Origin of the sequence: Mesorhizobium wenxiniae (assembly GCF_002284535.1) — a bacterium.
Classification (GTDB): Bacteria; Pseudomonadota; Alphaproteobacteria; order Rhizobiales; family Rhizobiaceae; genus Mesorhizobium; species Mesorhizobium wenxiniae.
This window is the reverse complement of record NZ_NPKH01000011.1, coordinates 412,995-434,591: the sequence shown is the minus strand read 5'-3', so window position 1 is coordinate 434,591 and position 21,597 is coordinate 412,995. Positions and strand designations below refer to the sequence as shown.

18 protein-coding genes and 1 pseudogene are annotated in these 21,597 nt (G+C 64.4%); 10 read left to right on the top strand and 9 right to left on the bottom strand.

All coding sequences use genetic code 11. The features are described 5' to 3' along the window. Positions 1–19: 19 nt before the first annotated feature. The 4 genes from CIT31_RS04515 to CIT31_RS04500 form a co-directional block, all read right to left on the bottom strand. Complete coding sequence (locus tag CIT31_RS04515; protein WP_095517730.1) at positions 20–751, bottom strand: SDR family oxidoreductase; 732 nt, start codon at positions 749–751, stop codon at positions 20–22. A 187-nt stretch (positions 752–938) separates the two neighbouring features. Next, the gene (locus CIT31_RS04510) at positions 939–3,311 is read right to left on the bottom strand and encodes an aldehyde dehydrogenase family protein (RefSeq protein WP_095517593.1); all 2,373 of its coding nucleotides are present in this window, start codon (positions 3,309–3,311) and stop codon (positions 939–941) included. Positions 3,312–3,539: 228 nt separating this feature from the next. After that, a complete protein-coding gene (gene deoC, locus CIT31_RS04505) occupies positions 3,540–4,604 on the bottom strand; it encodes a deoxyribose-phosphate aldolase (RefSeq protein WP_095517592.1) in 1,065 nt (354 codons plus the stop codon). 160 nt (positions 4,605–4,764) lie between these two features. Next, positions 4,765–5,592 (bottom strand): ferredoxin--NADP reductase, encoded by an 828-nt coding sequence (locus tag CIT31_RS04500; RefSeq protein ID WP_095517591.1) that lies wholly within the window; start codon positions 5,590–5,592, stop codon positions 4,765–4,767. Between the two features lie 211 nt (positions 5,593–5,803). Here CIT31_RS04500 and CIT31_RS04495 point away from each other — a divergent pair, with 211 nt between their 5' ends. The 9 genes from CIT31_RS04495 to CIT31_RS04455 all read left to right on the top strand — a co-directional run bounded on the left by CIT31_RS04495 (position 5,804) and on the right by CIT31_RS04455 (position 17,804). Further along, positions 5,804–7,888 (top strand): hydantoinase/oxoprolinase family protein, encoded by a 2,085-nt coding sequence (locus CIT31_RS04495; RefSeq protein ID WP_095517590.1) that lies wholly within the window; start codon positions 5,804–5,806, stop codon positions 7,886–7,888. Between the two features lies 1 nt (position 7,889). Next, complete coding sequence (locus CIT31_RS04490) at positions 7,890–9,635, top strand: hydantoinase B/oxoprolinase family protein (RefSeq protein WP_095517589.1); 1,746 nt, start codon at positions 7,890–7,892, stop codon at positions 9,633–9,635. A 207-nt stretch (positions 9,636–9,842) separates the two neighbouring features. Next, a complete protein-coding gene (locus CIT31_RS04485) occupies positions 9,843–10,970 on the top strand; it encodes a transporter substrate-binding protein (protein ID WP_095517588.1) in 1,128 nt (375 codons plus the stop codon). Then, a complete protein-coding gene (locus tag CIT31_RS04480; protein WP_095517587.1) occupies positions 10,967–11,566 on the top strand; it encodes an ANTAR domain-containing response regulator in 600 nt (199 codons plus the stop codon). The genes CIT31_RS04485 and CIT31_RS04480 overlap by 4 nt, the downstream gene beginning before the upstream one ends. Next, entirely contained in the window at positions 11,544–12,452 is a 909-nt protein-coding gene (locus CIT31_RS04475; RefSeq protein ID WP_095517586.1) for an ABC transporter permease, read from the top strand. The genes CIT31_RS04480 and CIT31_RS04475 overlap by 23 nt, the downstream gene beginning before the upstream one ends. After that, positions 12,449–13,369, top strand: a complete 921-nt coding sequence (locus CIT31_RS04470; RefSeq protein ID WP_095517585.1) for an ABC transporter permease — start codon at positions 12,449–12,451, stop codon at positions 13,367–13,369. Before CIT31_RS04475 ends, CIT31_RS04470 begins: the two co-directional genes overlap by 4 nt. A gap of 43 nt (positions 13,370–13,412) precedes the next feature. Beyond that, positions 13,413–15,056 carry an ABC transporter substrate-binding protein gene (locus tag CIT31_RS04465; RefSeq protein ID WP_095517584.1) on the top strand — a complete coding sequence of 548 codons (1,644 nt, stop codon included), beginning with the start codon at positions 13,413–13,415 and terminating at the stop codon, positions 15,054–15,056. After that, entirely contained in the window at positions 15,046–15,990 is a 945-nt protein-coding gene (locus CIT31_RS04460) for an acetamidase/formamidase family protein (protein ID WP_095517583.1), read from the top strand. Before CIT31_RS04465 ends, CIT31_RS04460 begins: the two co-directional genes overlap by 11 nt. After that, entirely contained in the window at positions 15,987–17,804 is a 1,818-nt protein-coding gene (locus CIT31_RS04455) for an ABC transporter ATP-binding protein (protein WP_245316102.1), read from the top strand. Before CIT31_RS04460 ends, CIT31_RS04455 begins: the two co-directional genes overlap by 4 nt. Positions 17,805–17,820: 16 nt before the next feature. Here CIT31_RS04455 and CIT31_RS34915 read toward each other — a convergent pair whose 3' ends face one another. Then, positions 17,821–18,147, bottom strand: a complete 327-nt coding sequence (locus CIT31_RS34915; RefSeq protein WP_095517582.1) for a hypothetical protein — start codon at positions 18,145–18,147, stop codon at positions 17,821–17,823. Here CIT31_RS34915 and CIT31_RS04445 point away from each other — a divergent pair. Further along, complete coding sequence (locus tag CIT31_RS04445; RefSeq protein ID WP_245316110.1) at positions 18,082–18,306, top strand: glycine cleavage T C-terminal barrel domain-containing protein; 225 nt, start codon at positions 18,082–18,084, stop codon at positions 18,304–18,306. The two genes, CIT31_RS34915 and CIT31_RS04445, sit on opposite strands and share 66 nt — an antisense overlap. 208 nt (positions 18,307–18,514) lie before the next feature. Here the strand turns inward: CIT31_RS04445 and CIT31_RS04440 are convergent, their stop codons facing one another. The 4 genes and pseudogenes from CIT31_RS04440 to CIT31_RS04425 form a co-directional block, all read right to left on the bottom strand. Beyond that, positions 18,515–18,802, bottom strand: coding sequence for a GIY-YIG nuclease family protein (locus CIT31_RS04440; RefSeq protein WP_095517581.1), 288 nt, complete (start codon positions 18,800–18,802; stop codon positions 18,515–18,517). A 314-nt stretch (positions 18,803–19,116) separates the two neighbouring features. Further along, positions 19,117–20,025: a nitrilase-related carbon-nitrogen hydrolase gene (locus CIT31_RS04435; RefSeq protein WP_095517580.1), complete on the bottom strand. Its 909-nt coding sequence runs from the start codon at positions 20,023–20,025 to the stop codon at positions 19,117–19,119. Positions 20,026–20,052: 27 nt separating this feature from the next. Next, positions 20,053–20,362, bottom strand: a pseudogene (locus tag CIT31_RS04430) (RidA family protein). Positions 20,363–20,416: 54 nt separating this feature from the next. Continuing rightward, complete coding sequence (locus tag CIT31_RS04425; RefSeq protein ID WP_095517579.1) at positions 20,417–21,595, bottom strand: NAD(P)/FAD-dependent oxidoreductase; 1,179 nt, start codon at positions 21,593–21,595, stop codon at positions 20,417–20,419. Positions 21,596–21,597: the final 2 nt, after the last annotated feature.

The following is a 21,597-nucleotide window of genomic DNA, read 5'->3' as shown; positions in this document are numbered from 1 at the left end:
CTCCTTGATTGAGGTGAGCTTAAATCGACCAGCCACCGTCGATATTATAAGCCTGCCCCGACGTATAGGTGGCGCCGGCCAGATAGACGGCGAGATCGGCGATTTCCTCGGGCGTGCCAAGGCGGCCCATCGGCTGGCGGGCGATGAAGGCAGCGCGGGCCGCCTCGTAGTCGCCCTGCGCATGCATGCGGTCCTGCAGCGACGGGCTTTCGACCGTGCCGGGGCAGATGGCGTTGCAGCGAATGCCCTTGCCGACATAATCGGCGGCAATCGATTTGGTCAGGCCGATGACGGCCGCCTTGGTCAGGCCGTAGACGAAGCGGTTGGGCACGCCCTTGGTCGAGCCCGCCAACGACGCCATGTTGATGATCGAGCCGTCGCCGCGCTCCAGCATGCCGGGCAGCACGGCGCGGATGGTGCGGACCATCGAGCGGACATTGAGATCCAAAGCAAAGTCGAGATCGGCGTCCTTCATCTCGAGGATCGAGCCCGAATGGACGAAGCCGGCGCAGTTGAACAGCACGTCGACGGCGCCGATCTCGGCGAAGGCCGAGGTCACGGCCTCGTCGTTCAGCACGTCGAGCTTGCGGGTCCTGATGCCAGCCGTCTTGCCGAGTTCGGCGAGCATCACCTCGTTGATGTCGGTGGCGTGGACAACAGCGCCCGCCCTGGCGAAAGCCAGCGCGCTCGCCCGGCCGATGCCCTGTGCCGCCGCCGTGACGACAACGATCTTGCCTGCCAGATCCGCCATGCTTTTCTCCTCTGTGGCCGCCAGGGTTTTACCGGCACGCGGCCAAGGCGCAATGTGCCAGATAGGCACTCCCATGCCGCCTGTATTCCTGTTCGCTTAGGGGCAAATGTTTTTTCTCGGTAAAGAACATCATTTCTGTCGTCAAGCCCGAACGCTTCTCGTCCGACGCCGCGCGAATGGCGACCGTTCAGTCGCCGTAGGGCACCCAGACGTTCTTGACCTCGACGGCACGGCGCAGGAAGGCATCGCCGGCGGCCTCGGTCGACGCCCAGTCGAGGCTGCGGCCGTTGCCGGTCCAGACGCGCTTGAGATTGCCGACAGAGTCGGCTTCGGTCTTGGCGCAGGTCTCGGCATCGGCGAACACCCAGAGCCCGTCGACATCGTCGTGCCTGGCCAGCACGCCGGTGAGCTCGGCGGTGCGGCCGGTGACGATGTTGATGGCGCCGGCCGGAACGTCGGAATATTCGATGATCTGATAGAGATCGGTGGTAAGCAGCGGATATTTTTCGGATGGCACCGCGACGACGGTGTTGCCCATGGCGAGCGCCGGCGCCGCCAGCGAGATCAGGCCGAGCAGGGGCGCATTGTCGGGTGCCACGATGCCGACGACGCCGACCGGCTCATGCAGTGCCAAAGTGACGGCGCGGGCCGGCGGCTGGTGGACGCGGCCCTCGAACTTGTCGGCCAAGCCGGCATAGAGGAACAGCCGCTCGATCGACTGGTCGACCTCTTCGCGCGCCGCCTTGGCGGTGGCGCCGGTGAGCTCAGTGAGACGCGCCGCAAACTCGTCGGCACGGCCGGACAGGTTTTCGGCCAGATAGTAAAGCACCTGGCTGCGATTGTAGGCGGTCGCCTCCGGCCAGCCCTTGCAGGCACGTGCAGCCGCGACGGCGTCGCGGATATCCTTGCGGCTGCCGAGACCGACCTCGCCGGCAAGCTTGCCCTTGGCGGTGGCGACGGCAAGCGAATAATTGCCGTCCGGCCTGACCTGCTTGCCGCCGATGAACAGCTTTGCCGTGCGATCGATAGTGTCGCCATTCGACCGCTCGACCGACTGGGCAGCAGCCACTGCCGGCTTGATGGCCGGGCCGAGCGGCAGTTTTGCCGAGAGATATTCGAACATGCCCTCGCGCCCGCCTTCGCGGCCAAAACCGCTCTCGCGGTAGCCGCCGAAGCCGCAGGCGGCGTCGAACATGTTGGTGCCGTTGACCCAGACGACGCCGGCCTTCAATTGCGGCGCGACGTGCAGCGCAAGGTTGACATTGTCGCTCCACACCGAGGCGGCCAGGCCGTAGCGCGTGTTGTTGGCGAGCTCGATCGCTTCCTCGGTGTTGCGGAAGGTCATGGTCGCCAGCACCGGGCCGAACACCTCCTCCTGCGCCAGGATGTTGGCCGGCGAAACGCCTGTCGCCAGCGTCGGCAGGTGATAATAGCCGGAAGTCGGCAGCGCCACGTCCGGCTGCCAGCAGACGGCGCCCTGTTTGGCGCCTTCGGCGACCAGGCCCTTGACGCGATGGAGCTGGGTCAGGTCGACCAGCGGGCCGATATCGGTGTTCTTGTCGAGCGGGCTGCCGACGCGCAGCCGGCTCATCCGCGTCTTGACCTTGGCGATGAAGGCTTCGGCGACGCCTTCCTGCACCAAAAGGCGCGAGCCGGCACAGCAGACCTGGCCCTGGTTGAACCAGATGCCGTCGACCAGTCCCTCGACGGCGCTGTCGAGATCGGCGTCCTCGAAGACGACGAAGGCCGACTTGCCGCCAAGTTCCAGCGACAATTTCTTGCCCGACCCGGCAGTGGCTTTGCGGATGATCTTGCCGACCTCGGACGAGCCGGTGAAGGCGATCTTCTGGATGCCGGGATGATTAACGATTGCCGCACCCGCCTCCGGCCCGCCGTGGACGATGTTGACGACGCCCTTCGGCACGCCTGATCGTTCGCAGATCTCGGCGAACAGGATGGCGGTGAGCGGGGTGAACTCGGCCGGCTTGAGCACCACGGTGCAGCCGGCGGCCAGCGCCGGCGCGATCTTCCAGGCCAGCATCAAGAGCGGGAAATTCCACGGGATGATCTGGCCGACGACGCCGACGCCCTTCTGATCCGGAAAATCCTTGTCCAGCGCCTGCGCCCAGCCGGCATGGTGGATGAAATGGCGGATGGCCAGCGGCACGTCGATGTCGCGGCTTTCGCGGATCGGTTTGCCGTTGTCGATCGATTCCAGCACCGCGAACAGCCGCTGGTGGCGCTGCATGGCGCGACCGATGGCGTAGAGCGCTTTGGCTCGGCTGTAGCCGGAGCTGGCGCTCCATCTAGGCAGCGCTTTTGTGGCGGCCGAAACCGCCGCACCGATATCGGCAGCACCGGCATCCGAGACCTTGGCCAGCAATTTGCCGGACGCGGGATCGCTGGTGTCGAAGGTCTTGCCGCCGCCGGCCGCCTTCCAGTCGCCGTCGATGAACAGCGCTTTGGAAAAATCGCGCGCGGCGAGCCACGCGTCGGCCTCGTAGCGGGCCTCCGGCGCCGGGCCGTAGTCCATGGCGTGATAGCGTTCGAGAATGTTCATGGAGCGCTCCTCTTCAGCGAGGCAGGCGATCCTTCGCGCCCCCCTCTGTCCTGCCGGACATCTCCCCCACAAGGAGGGAGATCGGACTTCATGTTTGGCTTCGGCCATCCTGCAACGTCAGCAGTTGGCGAAATCGCCGATGACAGCCAATCTCCCCACAAGTGGGGGAGATGTCCGGCAGGACAGAGGGGGGCGCGAAGGAACTCGACATTCAAAGCTAGGTCCGCCTCACGCCATCGCGTGGCGATGATTGGCCGAATAGTGGCCGGTCAGATGGTGTTCGAGCTGGCGCTCGATGTCGGTCAAAAGGCTCGACGCGCCGAAGCGGAACAGGTCCGGCTCCAGCCATCGCCGTCCCAGCTCTTCCTTCATCAGCACCAGCCAATCGAGCGACGCCTTTGCCGTGGATATGCCGCCGGCCGGCTTGAAGCCGATGAGATAGCCGGTCTCCTCGAAATAGGCGCGGATGGCGCGCACCATGGCAAGGCCGACGGGCAATGTCGCGTTTACGCTTTCCTTGCCGGTCGAGGTTTTGATGAAATCGGCGCCCGCCATCATCGCCACCATCGACGCCAGCATGACGTTGCGCAGCGTGGCAAGATCGCCGGTACCGAGAATGACCTTGAGATGCGCCTCGCCGCAGGCGGCGCGCATCGCAACGATCTCGTTATAGAGTTCCTGCCATTTCGCTCCGAATACCAGGCCGCGCGGAATGACGACGTCGATCTCGTCGGCGCCATCGCTCACCGAAGCTTCGATCTCCTGCAGGCGCGTCGACAGCGGGGTGAGGCCGTGCGGGAAAGCGGTAGATACGGCGGCGACATGGATACCGCTGCCGCGCAGCGCATCGACGGCGGTGGCGACGAACGGATGATAGACGCAGACCGCCGCCGGGCGGATCTTTTCACCTGTAATGCCGAGGCCTTCGACGATGTCGCGGCGGAACGGATTGACCGCCTTGGCGCAGAGCCGGCGCACCCGCTCGTCGGTGTCGTTCGAATTCAGCGTGGTCAGGTCCATGCAGGCGACGGCGCGCAGCAGCCAGGCGGCCTGGTTGTCGGCCTTGATCGAGCGTCGTTTGGTCAGACTGGCGACACGCCGTTCCAGCGCCGAGCGGTTGACGCTGCGCATCGATTCCATGAAGCCGAGATCGAGCTTCATGCCGGGGTTGCGGACAATGCCGTGCGCTTGCGACACCGGCGCGTTGGCGGCAGTGCGCGCCGGCAGCGGCGTGACCTTGGGCGCGCCCAACCTGTCGGCACCGAGACCGGCCTCGCGGATTGTGCTGCTCATCTCCTGCCCCTTTGTTCAGCGACGTCCACCGAGAATAGCCCGCGAAGCAGCGCTTCACGAGTCCTTCAAGCGGTCATAGTTGAAAAAGGCCGCGAAAGCAGCAGATTTTTGACCGTATGGTCAAACCCGCTTGAGGCGGGCGCCGAAGCGCCCCGCCGTCTCAGCCGACAAACGCGCGCTCGACGACGAAGCTTGCCGGATGATGCAGCGAGCCTTCCTGGAAGCCGAGGCTTTCGGCCAGCTCCTTGACATCCCTAAGCATATGCATCGAGCCGCAGATCATGATGCGGTCGGTCTCCGGATCGAGCTTGTCGATGCCGAGATCGGCATAGAACTTTCCCGAGCCGATCAGCGCGGTGATGCGGCCCATGCGCTCGGAGCTTTCACGCGTCGTCGAATTGTAGAGCGTGACGCGGCCGCCGGTCAGCTCGCCGATCAGCGGATCGTTCTCCAGCTCTGCAACCAGCTGCTGGCCGTAGGTGAGTTCGGCATTGTCGCGGCAGGTGTGGGTCAGGATCACCTGCTCGAATTTTTCATAGGTGTCGGGATCGCGCAGCAGGCTGGCGAAGGGCGCGATGCCGGTGCCGGTCGAGATCATGAACAGGCGCTTGGCCGGGGTCAGCGCGTCGACCACCAGCGTGCCGGTCGATTTTTGCCGCATGATGACGGTGTCGCCGACCGCGATTTTTTGCAGCTGCGAGGTCAGCGGGCCGTCCGGCACCTTGATCGAAAAAAATTCCAGCTCGTCGTCCCAGGCAGGGCTGGCGATCGAATAGGCGCGGAACACCGGCTTCTCGGCGTTGGGCAGGCCGATCATGACGAACTCGCCGGAGCGGAAACGCAGCGACTGCGACCGGGTGATGCGGAACGAAAACAGCCGGTCGGTGTAGTGCTTCACCGAGACGACGGTTTCGGCATAGACATTGGCCGGAATTGGGAACTGCTGCGGCCGGGCGCCGGCGGTGTTGAGCGTTGATATGGTGTTCATCAAACCTAACCTTCTGGCCAACCCGAGGGCGCTGACGCCAAACCTTCTCCTGCGCGCCCGAACCGATCAGGTCCCGGCGTGCCCGTTTGCACGGTAAGCTCTTGTGTCCCGAATTTATTAGTATACAAATGATATTTGCGTCAAGACGCCAGCGTGAAACACCTTTCCAAACTGACACATATCGGTAGTCCTGATATTTCGGGTTTCGACAATGAAAGAGAATTTTTCGGCGCAGACGCTGGATTCCCTCGGCAGCGTCGTCGCCGGCATCGATGTCGGCGGAACCTTTACCGACCTGCTTCTGATCGACGGCCGGGGCGGCGGCAAGGTGCATATCGCCAAGACCCCGACCACTACCGACAACCAGGCCTTCGGCGTCGTTTCGGCGCTCGGTGCCACCGGTTTCCCCATCCGCGGCATCGACCTCATCGTGCACGGCACGACGACCACCACCAATGCGGTGCTGGAACGCCGGCTGGCCAAGACCGGCATGGTCACCACGCGCGGCTTTCGCGACGTGATCGAGCTTGGCCGGCGGACACGGCCGCAGCCCTATGGCATGACAGGCAGCTTCGTCCCGATCATTCCGCGCAATCTGCGGCTTGAAGTGTCGGAGCGCGTCGAAGCCTCGGGCGCAGTGCGCATCCCGCTCGACGAAGCCGAGATGCGCGCGGCGATTTCCCAGTTGATCGAGGCCGGCTGCGAATCCCTCGTCATCCATTTCCTGCATTCCTACGCCAACCCGGCGCATGAGCGGCGCGCCGCCGAGATCGCCGCCGAGCTTTGGCCGAATAGCTACATCACGACAGGCCATGCGCTGCTGTCGGAAGCGCGCGAATTCGAGCGCGGTGTCACCGCTTCGGTCAACGCCTCGGTGCAGCCGATCCTCGAACGCTATGTCGAACGGCTGCGCAAGGAATTGGGATCAAAAGGCTACGCCCGCGACTTCCTGATCATGAACGGCAATGGCGGCATGATCTCGGCCCGCTTTGTCACACGCGAGTCAGCCAAGACCGTCATGTCCGGCCCGGCCTCCGGTGTCATCGCCGCCGCCTATACGGGAAAACGCGCCGGCTTCAAAAACCTGGTCACCTACGACATGGGCGGCACCTCGACCGACGTGGCGCTGATCCGCAATGCCGAACCGGCGGTGTCGAACGAGATCGAGATCGAATATGCGATGCCGATCCATGTGCCGATGGTGGCGGTGCATACGGTCGGCGCCGGCGGCGGCTCGATCGCCCGCGTCGATGCGGCCGGCCTGATCCAGATCGGCCCGGAAAGCGCCGGCGCCAATCCCGGCCCGATCTGCTACGGGCGCGGCGGCAGCGAGCCAACCATCACCGACGCCAATCTGGTGCTCGGCCGGCTGGCGCCGAAAAAGCTGCTCGCCGTCGAAAATCCGGTCACCGTCGAACACGTCACCAGCATATTCGAGGACAGGATCGGCCGACCCACCGGCCTGTCCGGCGTCGAGGCGGCGGGCGCGGTGCTGCGGCTCGGCAACATCAAGATGGCCGGCGCCATCCGCATGGTCTCGGTGTCGCGCGGCCACGACCCTCGCGATTTCGCGCTGTTCGCCTTCGGCGGCGCCGGGCCCCTGCATGCGACGGCGCTGGCGCGCGAGCTCGGTCTGCCCAAAGTGCTGGTGCCGGCGCGGCCGGGCATCACCAATGCGCTCGGTTGCGTCGTCGCCGATCTCAGGCACGATTTCGTCAACACGGTCAACCAGCCGGTGGCCGGTCTTGATGAAACCCAGATTCACACTATATTGGAACGGCACCGAAACGAAGGCGAAGAGCTGATCGGCAAGGAAGCGGTGAAGCCGGAGACGATCCGCGTCACGCATTCCGCCGACATGCAGTTCGTCGGCCAGACCCACATCATCAACGTGCCGCTGCCTTCGTCCGCGGTGACACGTGAAACATTGCAGCAACTGTTTGAAAAGGCCTATTTCGGCCGCTTCAAGGTCGAGCTGCCGGAAATCCGCGCCAATCTGGTCAACCTCAACACCTCGGTGACCGGCGTGCGGCCGGCGATCGATCTGTCGCGATTGATCGACCCGGCAGGGCGCGCCGAAACGCTGGCCGACGCGCGGCGCGAAATCCGGCCGGTTTGGTATGGCGGGCGCTGGCACGACACGCCGGTCTACAGCAGGGAGAAGCTGCCGCTCGACGCGGTCATCGAGGGGCCAGCGATCCTCGAACAGATGGACGCGACCACCGTGCTCGAGCCCGGCGACCGGGCGCGCTCGGACGCCGACGGCAACATCATCATCGACATCGGTGAGGCCTGAAATGGCAAAACTCGACACCATTACGCTTTCGGTCATCCAGGCGGCGCTGCAGCAGGTCTGCGACGAGATGGACCTGACCTTTTCGCGCGCCGCTTTTTCGCCCGTCATCGCCGAGGCCAATGACCGCTCCGACGGCATCTATTCGGCGGTCGATGGTTCGCTGATCGCGCAAGGCAGCCAGGGCCTGCCGGTGTTCGTCGGCGTCATGCAGTATTCGACCAAAACGGTAATCGAGATGATCGCCGACGGACGCTGCCTGCCGCCCGAGCCAGGCGATATCTACATCGTCAACGATCCCTATCTCGGCGGCACCCATCTGATGGATGTGCGCTTCGCCATGCCAGTCTACAGGGACGGCAGAATTTTCTGCTGGCTGTCGAACACCGGCCACTGGCCCGACATCGGCGGCTCGGTGCCGGGCGGCTTTTCCGCCTCGGCAACGGCGGTCGAACAGGAAGGCTTGCGGCTGCCGCCGGTGAAATTGTTCAAGAAGGGCGTGCTCGACCCTGAGATCTACGCCATCATCTGCTCGAACATCAGGGTTGCCGACCAGCGCATCGGCGACATCCGTGCACAGGCGGCGGCACTGCTGATCGGCCAGGACCGGCTGAACGGAATCCTGGATCGTTACGGAGATGAAACAGTCGTCGAGGCGATCGCCGAACTGCGGCGCCGCGCCGCCGAGCAGATGCGCGCCAACATATCGGCCATTCCCGACGGCATTTATCGCTCAAAAGCTTTCGTCGATTCCGACGGGGTGGTCAATGAGCCGCTGACCATCGCGCTTGCGGTGGAGAAACAGGGCGACACGCTCACTTTCGACTTCTCCGGCTCGTCAAAACCCTGCGCCGGGCCGATGAACAGCGTTCTGGCGACGACGTTGTCCTCGGTCTATCTCGCCATGCGCCATATTTTCCCTGACGTGCCGATCAGTGCCGGCGCCTTCGAGCCGCTGATCGTCAAGCGGCCGGAAGGCACTTTCCTCGACGCCAAATATCCGCGCCCGGTATCGGGCTGCGCGGCCGAGGTTTCGCAGCGCATCGCCGAGGCGGTGTTCGCGGCCATGGTGCAGGCACTGCCCGACAAGGTGACGGCGGCTCCGGCCGGCTCCAGCGGCAATTTCGCGCTCGGCGGCAACGACCCGGCCCGCGGCCGCGATTACGTCATGTACCAGATCTCCGGCGGCGGCTATGGCGGCAACGCCGATCATGACGGCCTGAGCAACGGCTGCTCGACCATCGGCATCTCCAAATCGCCGCCGGTCGAGATCATGGAGCAGGCGTTTCCGGTGCTCTATCGTCATTATGCCCTGCGCGAAGGCTCGGGCGGCGCCGGCAGGCATCGCGGCGGTTTCGGGCTCGCCTATGAGGTCGAGATCCTGCGCGGCGACGCCCGCGCCTCCTTCGTCATGGACCATGGCCGTTTCGGCCCGCAGGGCGCGCTCGGCGGCAAGGACGGCGCGGTCAACACGGTGACCGTTTTTCGCGACGGCAGAGAACATGTGCCGCCGCACCTCTCCAAGGAGCAGGACATCGCCCTGAAGGCCGGCGACCGCGTGCGCGTCGGCACGCCGGGCGGCGGCGGCTATGGCGATCCCCTGGCGCGCGACCCGGAACTGGTGCTGAGGGATATCAGGCTGGGGTACTATACGCCCGAGGACGCTGGCGAAAAATTTGGTGTCTCCCTGTCGACGGATGGGCTGGCGATCGACCGGGCGGCGACGGACGAGAAACGCGCCCACCGCTGAGATAGGACGAATTCTCGGCGAGGCCCCTCGCGCAACCAGACGCAACCAGGGCACTTTCCCGACCCTCACTTTCCCGCTTGACTGACCCGCCGTACCGAATACGCTAATGGAGAAAATACCGGCACTGATCGCCGGGCGGCAAAAATGCCTCGTATGCCTCGCCTTCCGCGGCGGCGGCTGCGGGGCATTGTTATTTTGGGGATCTGCTTGGGACGGCGTATCGAAATCGGCATCCTTTACTCGCGGTCGGGCAACTACCAACTGCTGTCCGAATCCTGCCGTTCGGGTGCGATGACGGCCATCGCCGATGTCAACGCCGATCCCGCCATCCCGATCGAATTCGTTCCGGTGGAGCGCGACCCTCAAGGCAACATCGACGGCTACGCGACGGGCTGCGCCGACATTCTCGCCAACAGCGGCGCGCGCCACATCATTGGCTGCATCACGTCATGGAGCCGCAAGGAGGTCATTCCGATCCTCGAGCGCGCCGGCGGCACGCTCTGGTACGCCTGCCCCTATGAGGGCTTCGAAGCGAACGAGCATGTCGTCTACATGCACGCTTGCCCGAACCAGCATCTCGTCCCGCTGCTGGCTCATGTCGTGCCGCGCTTCGGCGCTAATGGCTTCCTGCTCGGCTCCAACTATATCTGGGGCTGGGAGACCAACCGTGTCGCCCGCGACCTGATCGCCGACGCCGGCGGCAAGGTTTTGGGCGAGCGCTATCTGCCGCTCGGCGAGGCCGATGTCTCCAGGCTGATCGCCGAGATCCAGGCGACCCGGCCGGATTTCGTCCTGAACAACCTGATCGGCTCCTCGTCCTACGCCTTCATCGCTGCCTATGCCGAACTTGCCGCACGCGACCCGCACTTCAGCCCGGAGCGCTGCCCGATCCTGTCCTGCAATCTGACCGAATGCGAGTTGCCGGCGCTCAACGAGGCGGGCAATGGCCACCTTTCCGTCGGACCGTATTTTCACGACATCTCGGCTGCGGATCGCCAGGGCAATTCGGCACCGTCCATCATGCCTGCCTCGTCCTTCGAGGCGGCGGCCTATGCCTCGGTGCGGACGCTTGCCGAAATCCTCGCCCGCAATCCGAGCGCACAATGGCCGGACCTTCCCCAGGCTTTTGCCGGAACCTCGTTTCGAACGCCGCTGGGCGACATCTCCATCGATCCGCAAACCCAGCACGCCGCCTTGCCAGTGCAGATCGGGCGCATCGAGGGGACCGCGTTCAAGACTGTCACGGTGACCAAGGGTGTCGCGCCCGATCCCTATCTGTCCCGCTATGACCGGACCGAGACGTTCGGCCGCTCACGTTTGAGGGTGGTGTCGTGAGCAAGGTCCCGCGCATCCCGAATCTCGGCGGCGCCAGGGCCTTTGTCCTGCATCGCCCGCATCCGACCGTGCAGGCGATCACGCGGCAATTGTCGGCCATCGGCCTCGAGACGATCGGCTGCTGGCCGGAACTGCCGGCCGAGGCGCTGGCGGCGGATTTCGTCTTCTTCGATGCCGATCTCGGCTTCGACGAACAATTCCCGTGGACGCCAGGCGAAGCGCCGATGCCGCTGGTCGCGCTGATCGGCTCCGAAGCGCCAGGCCGTATCGAGTGGGCGCTGTCGCACAAGGCCGACGCCCAGTTGCTGAAGCCCGTCGGCAATGCCGGCGTCTACAGCGCCCTTTTGATCGCACGGCAGAGTTTCGAGGCCCGCAAGCATTTGGCAAGCGAGATCGCCTCGCTGCGCCAACGCGTCGCCGAGCGGCAGACCATCGTGCGTGCCGTGGAAGCCCTGTCGAAGGGCGCCGAGGACGGCCGCGCCTATGCGCAACTGCGGTCGCTGGCGATGAGCTGGCAGATCAGCGTCGAGGAGGCCGCGCGCAGGATCGTGGCGATGACGGAAGAAGCCGGCGATGACCAGTCCCATCGCGCCTGATCTCCAAGCAACCGGGCGCATGCCGGTCAAGCCACGCGCCGGCGTCTGGCGGCGGCTGATAAAACGCCCTCTGGCATCGATCGGCCTGGTGATCGTTGCCGTCGTCGTGGCCGGCGCCATTTTGGCGCCGTGGCTGACGGGCTACGATCCGAACGAGCAGATGTTCGACGGGCTGACGCTTGAAGGCGCGCCCTTGCCGCCGAATGCCAGCTTCTGGCTGGGCACGGATCTGCTCGGCCGCGATCTGCTGACCCGCATTCTTTTCGGCGCGCGCACCTCGCTGATCATCGGCATCGTCGCCAACGGCGTGGCGCTTGTGATCGGCACGCTGGTCGGCGTCACCGCGGGCTATTTCCGTGGCTGGATCGGCAGCGCGCTGATGCGCTTCACCGATCTGATGATGGCCTTTCCGGCGCTGCTGCTCGCCATCTGCCTGGCGGCGGTGCTCCAGCCGAGCCTGTGGATCGTCGCCATGGTGATCGCACTGGTGAACTGGGTGCAGACCGCGCGGGTCATCTACACCGAGACCAGCTCGCTGGCCGAGCGCGAGTTCATCGATGCCGAGCGCTCCATCGGGGCCAGCGCGCCACGCATTCTGTTTCGCCATATCCTTCCGCATCTGCTGCCGACTATCATCGTCTGGGGGACGCTCGGCATCTCGACCACCGTGCTGCTCGAAGCGACGCTCAGCTATCTCGGCATCGGCGTGCAGCCGCCGACCGCATCCTGGGGCAACATCATTTTCGAGAACCAGACCTATTTCCAGGCAGCGCCCTGGCTGGTCTTCTTTCCGGGTGCGGCGATCCTGGCGCTGGCGCTGGCCTTCAACCTCATCGGCGATGCGCTGCGCGACATCCTCGATCCGACGCAAAGGGGCCGGGAATGATCGCCTATCTCGGCCGCCGCGTTATCCAGTCCGTGCTCATCCTGCTCGGCGTCTCGCTGATCACCTTTGCGCTGCTCTATCTGCTGCCCGCCGACCCCGTCCGCCAGATCGCCGGGCGCAGCGCCACACCCGAGACAGTCGAGAGCATCCGCCGGCAACTCGGTCTCGATCAGCCCTTCTTCATCCAGTACTGGCACTATCTGACAAGCCTGCTCAGCGGCGATCTCGGGCGCTCCTACATCCAACGTTCCGAGGTCACGGAGCTCATCGTCTCGCGGCTGCCGGCAAGCCTGCTGCTGATGGTCGGCGCCATCCTTTGCGAGCTGGCGATCGGCCTGACGATGGGCCTGCTTGCCGCCGTCAGGCGCGGCACCGCCACCGACCAGACACTGATGGTCGCGTCCTTTGTCGGCGTCTCGGCGCCGCAATTCGTCGTCGGCCTGCTGCTCCTCTATGTGTTCGCCGTGCGGCTCGGCTGGTTTCCGATCGGCGGCTACGGCACCTGGCGCCATTTGGTGCTGCCCTCGCTGACCATGGGGATCCTCGGCGCCGGCTGGTACGCCCGCATGATGCGCTCGTCGATGATTGACGTGCTGTGCCAGGACTATATGCGGACCGCCCGCGCCAAGGGTCTTGCGCGCGGCGCCATCATATTCCGCCATGCACTGCCCAACGCCATCCTGCCGGTCATCGCCATGATCGGCATCGACATCGGCATCTTCATGGGCGGCATCGTGGTGGTTGAAAGCGTGTTCGGCTGGCCCGGCATCGGCCAGCTTGCGTGGCAGGCCATCCAGCGCGTCGACATTCCGATCATCATGGGTGTCACCCTGGTTTCGGCCTTCGCCATCGTGCTCGGCAATCTCCTGGCCGACACCGTCGCACCGTTCATCGATCCGCGCATCAAGCTCAGATGAAAACCAAAAAAGACCGATAACAACCAGAGAAAGGGAACATGAGATGAAGAAATTATTGACCTCCACCGTTGCGGTATCGGCACTCGCGCTGATGCTCGGCATGACAAGCGTACGCGCCGAAGACGCCGTCGATCCGAACGCCAAGCAGGGTGGCGCGATCACCATCACCTACAAGGACGACGTCGCCACGCTCGATCCGGCCATCGGCTATGACTGGCAGAACTGGTCGATGATCAAGAGCCTGTTTGACGGGCTGATGGACTACGAGCCGGGCACCACCAATCTGCGGCCCGACCTCGCCGAGAGCTACGAGATTGCGCCCGACGGCAAGACCGTCACCTTCAAGCTGCGCCAAGGGGTGAAGTTCCACAATGGCCGCGAGATGACCGCCGACGACGTGAAATATTCGCTCGACCGCGTCACCAATCCGAAGACCCAGAGCCCGGGCGCCGGCTTCTTCGGCTCGATCAAGGGCCATGACGATGTCGCTGCCGGCAAGGCGGAAAGCTTGTCGGGCGTCACCGTCGTCGATCCCTACACGATCAAGTTCGAACTGACCCGGCCCGACGCCACCTTCCTGCATGTCATGGCCATCAATTTCTCGCATGTCGTGCCGAAGGAGGAGGTCGAGAAATACGGCGCGGATTTTGGCAAGCATCCGGTCGGCACCGGGGCTTTCAAGTTCGCCGAATGGACGCTCGGCCAGCGCGTCGTCTTCGAGCGCAACCCGGATTACTGGCACAAGGGCCTGCCGTATCTCGACAAGATCAGCTTCGAGATCGGCCAGGAGCCGATCGTGGCGCTGCTGCGGCTGCAGAAGGGCGAGATCGACGTGCTCGGCGACGTTATTCCGCCGGCCAAGTTCCAGGAGGTGATGGCCGATCCCGAGCAGAAGGCCCGTGTCGTCGAGGGCGGCCAGTTGCACACCGGCTACATCACCATGAACACCACCATGGCGCCCTTCGACAATGTGAAGGTGCGGCAAGCGGTCAACATGGCGATCAACAAGGACCGTATCGTCCAGCTGATCAACAACCGCGCGGTGCCGGCCAACCAGCCGCTGCCGCCGTCGATGCCCGGCTATGACAAGGAATTCAAGGGCTATCCCTATGACGTGGCCAAGGCCAAGGCTTTGCTTGCCGAGGCCGGTCATCCCGATGGTTTCGACACGCAGCTGTTCGCCATGAACACCGATCCCAACCCGCGCATCGCCCAGGCAATCCAGCAGGACCTGGCGGCAGTCGGCATCAAGGCCAGCATCCAGTCGCTCGCGCAGGCCAATGTCATCGCAGCCGGCGGCGACAAGGCCGGCGCGCCGATGATCTGGTCCGGCGGCATGGCCTGGATCGCCGATTTCCCCGATCCGTCGAACTTCTACGGGCCGATCCTCGGCTGCGCCGGCGCGGTTCCGGGCGGCTGGAACTGGTCGTGGTACTGCAACAAGGATCTCGACGCCAAGGCGGCGGAGGCCGACTCGATCGTCGATCCGGCCAAATCAGGCGAACGTGCCAAGATGTGGAGCGCGATCTACCGCAAGATCATGGAAGACGCGCCCTGGGCGCCGGTCTTCAACGAGCAGCGCTTCACCATGAAATCGGCTCGGATGGGCGGCGCCGACAATCTCTACGTCGACCCCGTCCATATCCCGATCAACTACGACAATGTGTATGTGACCGATGTGCAATAACTGCGACTACACCATCCACGGGCGCCATCACCATTTCGGCTGGGACAATTCCTTTGTCCCGACTGAGCGGGTGGCGCCCGGTTCGACGATCGAGTTCCAGTGCCTCGATGCGTCGGGTGGCCAGCTGACGCTGGACAGCACTGTGGACGACGTCGCTTTGCTCGACTTCGCCAAGGTGAACCCCGTCACCGGGCCCATCTTCGTCGAAGGTGCCGAGCCGGGCGACGCACTGAAGATCACAATTGAGGCGTTCAAGCCGTCGGGCTTCGGTTGGACGGCGAACATTCCGGGGTTCGGCCTGCTCGCCGACGACTTCCCGGAGCCGGCGCTGAACATCTGGAAATACGACGCCGCCTCGCTCGAACCGGCGCTGTTCGGCAGACAAGCCCGCGTGCCCCTGAAACCGTTTGCCGGCACCATCGGCAACGCGCCGGCTGAAATGGGCCTCCACTCGGTGGTGCCGCCAAGGCGCGTCGGCGGCAATCTCGACATCCGCGATCTCGCAGCCGGCACCACGCTCTATCTGCCGGTGGAGGTGGCGGGTGCGCTGTTTTCGGTTGGCGACACGCATGCCGCGCAGGGCGACGGCGAAGTGTGCGGCACGGCGATCGAAAGCCCGATGGATGTCGTGCTCAAGCTCGACCTGGTCAAAAATGCACAGCTGAAGATGCCGCGCTTCACCACGCCGGGTCCGGTGACGCGCCATCTCGACGCCAAGGGCTATGAGGTGACGACCGGCATCGGACCGGACCTGATGACCGGCGCCAGAGAAGCGGTCTCGCAGATGATCGACCTGCTTGCCGGCCGCTACGGAATGGACCCGGTGGACGCCTACATGCTGGTTTCGGTCTGCGGCGATCTCCGGATCAGCGAGATCGTCGACATGCCGAACTGGGTGGTGTCGTTCTACTTCCCGCGCTGCGTCTTCGAATGAGCAAAGGCGCAGGCAATACGCGGACCGGGGCTGCCGGTCCGGCCGCTTCGATCACGGCCGGAGCGGTGCTGGAAATCTCCGGCCTGACCGTCAGCGTGCGTGGCGAAGACGGCGAGCGGCCGGTGGTATCAGACCTATCGCTGACGCTTGCGCGCGGCGAGACGCTTTGCATCGCCGGCGAATCCGGTTCCGGCAAATCGATGACCGCGCTGGCGATCATGCAGCTCTTGCCGCAGCCTGCCGCCCGCATATCGTCAGGCAAGATCCGGCTTCGCGATATGGATCGGGGCGACATCGATCTGGCGGGGCTCGATGAGCGCCGGATGCGCCGCATTCGCGGCGACCGCATCGCGATGATCTTCCAGGAGCCGATGACATCCCTCAATCCCGTGCTGTCGATCGGCCGGCAACTGGTCGAATCCATCGAGGCGCATACCGATCTCTCCCGCGCCGAGGCGCGCCGGCGCGCCATCGAGGCGCTGAAGGCCGTCCGCATCTCGGAAGCCGAAAGCCGGCTAAAGCAGTTTCCGCACGAACTGTCCGGCGGCATGCGCCAGCGCGTGATGATCGCCATGGCGCTGGCGCTGAAACCGGATGTGCTGATCGCCGACGAGCCGACGACGGCGCTCGACGTCACCGTGCAAGGCGAGGTGCTGGAACTGCTGCGCGATCTGCAGCGCGAACACGGCACCAGCATCATCCTCATCACCCACGACATGGGCGTGGTCGCCGAAATGGCCGATCGCGTCGTCATCATGCGGCACGGCCGCATGGTCGAGGAAGGAAAAGCCGCCGATATTTTTGCTCGTCCGCAGGCCGACTACACGCGCGAACTGCTCGCCGCCGTGCCGCGCATCGGAACCGGCGCCGGCCGCCGGAGTTCCGTCGAAGCGGAAATGCCCGGAAGCGTGGCGGTGGTCCACGATCTGCATGTCCATTTCGACCTGCGCGGTGGCTTCTTCGGCCAAGTGAACCGCCGTGTCCACGCCGTCGAAGGCATCAGCTTTTCGATCGCGCCGCACGAGACGCTGGCGCTGGTCGGCGAATCCGGCTGCGGCAAGTCGACCACAGCCAAGGCGCTGGCGGGGCTTGTGCCCTACCACGGCGATATCGTGATCGGCGGGCGCAATCTGGCAGGCCTTGGCCGTGACCAGCGCAAGGCGGTTCGCCGCGACGTGCAGATGATTTTCCAGGATCCCTATGCCTCGCTCGACCCGCGCATGCGCGTCGGCGACCTCGTTGCCGAGCCGCTGTTGATTCATGGCATCGCCTCGAAGGAAGAGCGCAGCCAGCTTGTGGCGGCGCTGTTCGAACGCGTCGGCCTGTCGGCCGACCAGATGGAGCTTTATCCGCACGAATTCTCGGGCGGCCAGCGCCAGCGCATCTGCATCGCGCGCGCTCTGGCACTCAGGCCCAAGCTCATCATCGCCGACGAAAGCGTTTCGGCGCTCGACGTGTCGGTGCAGGCCCGCGTGCTCGACCTGTTGAAGGAACTGCAGCGCGAATTCGCCATCGCCTATCTGTTCATCTCGCACGACATGGCGGTGGTCGAGAACATTTCCGATCGTGTCGCCGTCATGTATCTCGGCCAGATCGTCGAAATGGGCACCCGCGACCAGGTCTTTTCGAACCCGCGCCATCCCTACACGAAGCGTTTGATCGAGGCCGTGCCGGTGCCCGATCCGGCAAAGCGCCGGCCGCGTTTCGCGCGTCTCGATCAGGAGATCCCGAGCCCGACCCGAAAAATCGGCGAAGATCCGCCGAAACTGGCCCTGAAGGATCTTGGCAACGGTCATCTCGTTGCTGTTTCCTAACACCAGCGCTGTCACCTCAAACCTGATCCGCGATCGGCCGGTATTGGTCGGGCCGGCGATATCTGGCGAAATCGAAATTCACCTTGCGGCAGACGGCGATCAGGTCGAGATCGGCGCGATGGACGATCACCTCGTCGTCGAGCGACATCGCCTGCGCCGCGTCGCTGCGCTCCTTGCTCCGCCCCAGGAGGATGACGAAGCGATAGGCGTTTCCGCCAATCGCCAAGGTATACAACGCACGCACATGTAACCTGCGCCGGCCGTCGCCGAGGCGCCGATTCAGCGTCACCAATGTCACCGTGAAGCCGGCGAGGATGCCGGCGTCGTCACCTACAGCGACCATGGCTATTCCTCGGGCAAGCTGCTGGCGACCGCGCATCTGCGGCTGCCGTTCACGCAGATCGGAACGGTGCTCAGCATCGACATCGAAGGCGCGCCGACACGCGCGGTGGTGTCTGCGATGCCGTTCTTCGACCCTGACGGGGTGAGGCTGAGGGCTTAGTTCCTCGACACAGTAGTTTGGCAGGTCGAGCCGATCGGCAGCGAACGTCGATGATTCCTGTCAGTGGCAGGTCGCAAACATCTAGGATTAGCCGAAGCACCCCTCTCTTCGTCATCCCAGGGCGGAGCAAGGAGCGAAGCGACGCGCGCAGACCCTGGGATCCATGCCGTTACCTCGCGGCAGTGCTCCGGCGGACCAGAATCGAACGCTACCACCCCGTTCCGCGAAAAAGCTCGAACCACTCTGGATTGGCCTTCTCGATCAGCTCGATCTTCCATTGGCGCGGCCAACGCTTCAGCGACTTCTCGCGCTGGATAGCATCGCGAATGTCGAAATGTTCTTCGTACCAGACCAGACGCTGCACGCCGTAGCGGCTCGTGAAGCGCGAGCCTTCGCCAGATTTGTGCTCCGGCATGCGGCGGCCAAGATCATTGGTGACACCGATATAGATCGTGCCGCGCTTCTGGCTCGCGGTCATATAGGCATAGCCGGTCATGGAGGGAGGGTAGCTCGCACCGTTGCGAATACAAGCACCGTTCTGAGCCGCTGCATTCTTCGGCTGAGGTAACGGAATGGATCCCAGGGTCTGCGCCGCGTCGCTTCGCTCCTTGATCCGCCCTGGGATGACGAAGTCGTGGTGACTTATGCCCAATCGCCAGCGTCAGAGATGGCGGCTGGAGGCCGGCCGACGACCGTCCCAGGCGCTTTCAGGCTCGGTCTAAGAACCAAATCCTCTGTGCAGAGGAACTAGGTTCGAAGCCCTGTGATCTTAACGCAATAACGGAACAGCGAACGTCAGCGCCTGTCACCTTAAACCTGATCCGCGATCAGCCGATATTGGTCGGGCCGGCGATATCTGGCGAAATCGAAATTCACCTTGCGGCAGACGGCGATGAGGTCGAGATCGGCGCGATGGACGATCACCTCGTCGTCGAGCGATATCGCCTGCGCTGCGATTTCGCCGGTCGGTGCGATGATGCAGGAGCCGCCGATCAAGGCCTGGCCGTCCTCGACGCCGGCCTTGGCCGCTGCCGCGACCCAGACCGTGTTCTGATAGGCGCCGGCCTGCATCGGCAGATGGTTGTGGAACATGCGCAGATGCGCCAGCGCCGGCGCCTCATCGAGCAGCAGCGGCGTGTTGTAGCCGATCAGGACAATTTCGGCGCCGTTGAGGCAGAGCATGCGGTAGGTCTCCGGCCAGCGCCGGTCGTTGCAGATGGCCATGCCGACGCGCACGCCGCGATAGACGAAGACCGGAAAGCCGAGATTGCCGGGCTCGAAATAACGTCGCTCGAGATGCACGGTCGTGCCCGGTTCCGGCTCACTTGATCCCGGCACATGGATTTTGCGATAGCGCCCGACAAGCTTGCCGTCCTGCCCGACCAGATCCATCGTATTGAAGCGGCCCCCGTCGACGCGCGTCAGCTCGGCATATCCGAGCGCGAAGCCTATCTTGAGCCGCGCCGCGGTGTCGTAAAGGCGCTGCGTCTGCGGGCCCGGCATGGCGGGCTCGAAGAACGCCTCGATCTCGGCCTGGTCGTCGATCCGCCAGCGCGGAAAGAAGGTTGTCAGCGCCAGTTCGGGAAACACCGCGATTTCAGCGCCGGCGGCCGCCGCTCTTTCCAGAAGCGCGACCAGCCGGTCCACCGTTTCGGACCGTTGCGCGCTTTTCTGTATCGGGCCGGTCTGGCAGACCGCGATGGTCAGGTCTCGAGCCATGGCGTCGTCTCCCCAATAGATCGCAGTTCAGGCTGCAGCGGTCACCATGATCTCGACGCGATAGCCGTCGCCGGCGAGCCGGGCTTCGACCGTTGCCCGCACCGGCATGGCGCTTTTGTCGATCCAGGCATCCCAGGCGGCGTTCATCTTGTCGAAGTCGGCAATGTCGCGCAGCCATACCCGTGGCGCTCAGGATCCTGGTCTTGTCGCTGCCGGCCTTCGCCAGATAGGCGTCGATCTTGGCGAGCACGTCGCGCGTCTGCTGCGTGGTGTCGCCGGACAGATCATCGGCCGTCATGCCGGCCAGATAGACAATGCCCCAGATAGACAATGCCATGTGGCTGAGCACGCGGCAGAAGCGTGGGCCATTCTCGAAGCGTTCGGTCCTTGCTCACGATGCTTTTTCCTCCGGCGCGGATGTCGCCCCGATCCGGCCAGGCGCAAGATCACCCGGCTCGATGCCTTGGCGCAACAGTTCATCCGGCAAGCGTCCGGTGCGGATCAGATCGCGACATGCCCTGGCCAGCGCCGGCGATGTCTTGATGCCGTAGCCGCCCTGGCCCGCCAGCCAGAAAAAACCCTCGGCCTTGGCGTCGAAGCCGACCACCGGCGAGGCGTCGCTGACAAAGCTGCGCAGGCCCGCCCATTGATGTTCTATCCGGCGCACGTCGATCGTCGTCGCCCGCTGCAGCCGATCGACGCCGACGGCGACGTCGAAATCGTCGGGATAAGCGTCCATCGGCTCGCTTGGGGTCGCATCTGCCGGCGAGACGAAAATCCGGCCGGCGTCCGGCTTGAAGTAGAATTCCTCGCCGACATCGTTGACCAGCGGCCAGCCGGCAATGGAGACGCCATCCGGTGCTGCGACATGGAACGCAGTGCGGCGCTTCGGCACCAGACCGATCGGCGCAATTTTGGCCAACGCAGCGATCCTGTCCGCCCAGGCGCCGGCCGCATTGACGAGGATGGGCGCGGCGAACAGTCCCTGGCTCGTCTGCAGGATCCAGCGATCCTTGTGCCGCTCGATCGCGTCGACGCCTGCATTGGTGACGATCCGGCCGCCGCGCTTGCGCGCAGTGCGCAGGAAACCCTGATGAAGCTCGTTGACGTCGATCTCGCGACAGCCGGGTTCGACGATCGCACCGGCGACATAATCGGCTCGCAGCACCGGCACGCGGGCCAACGCCTCTTCGGGGCTGACCCGATGGATCGACGGCACAAATTGGCGGGCCTTTTCGAGTTCCTCTTCAAGCCGGCCCAGCTGGTCCTGGCGCGCGATGGTCAGCATGCCACGCGGGAGCATCAACGGATGATCGCAAAAGCCCTCGGGCGGCGCTTCGAGAAAAGACCGGCTGGCGATCGCCAGCCGTCGGATGACGGCGTTGCCGTAATTCTCCGTAAAACTCGCGGCCGACCGGCCGGTGGAATGGTAGCCGCAATGGCTTTCGCGCTCGAGCAGGATGACCGACGAGACCGCCGCCAGCTCATAGGCCGCACTCGCTCCGGCAATGCCGCCGCCGATGATCGCGATCTCGGCTTCCTGGATCGAGGCGCTGTCGGGAGACTTCATCG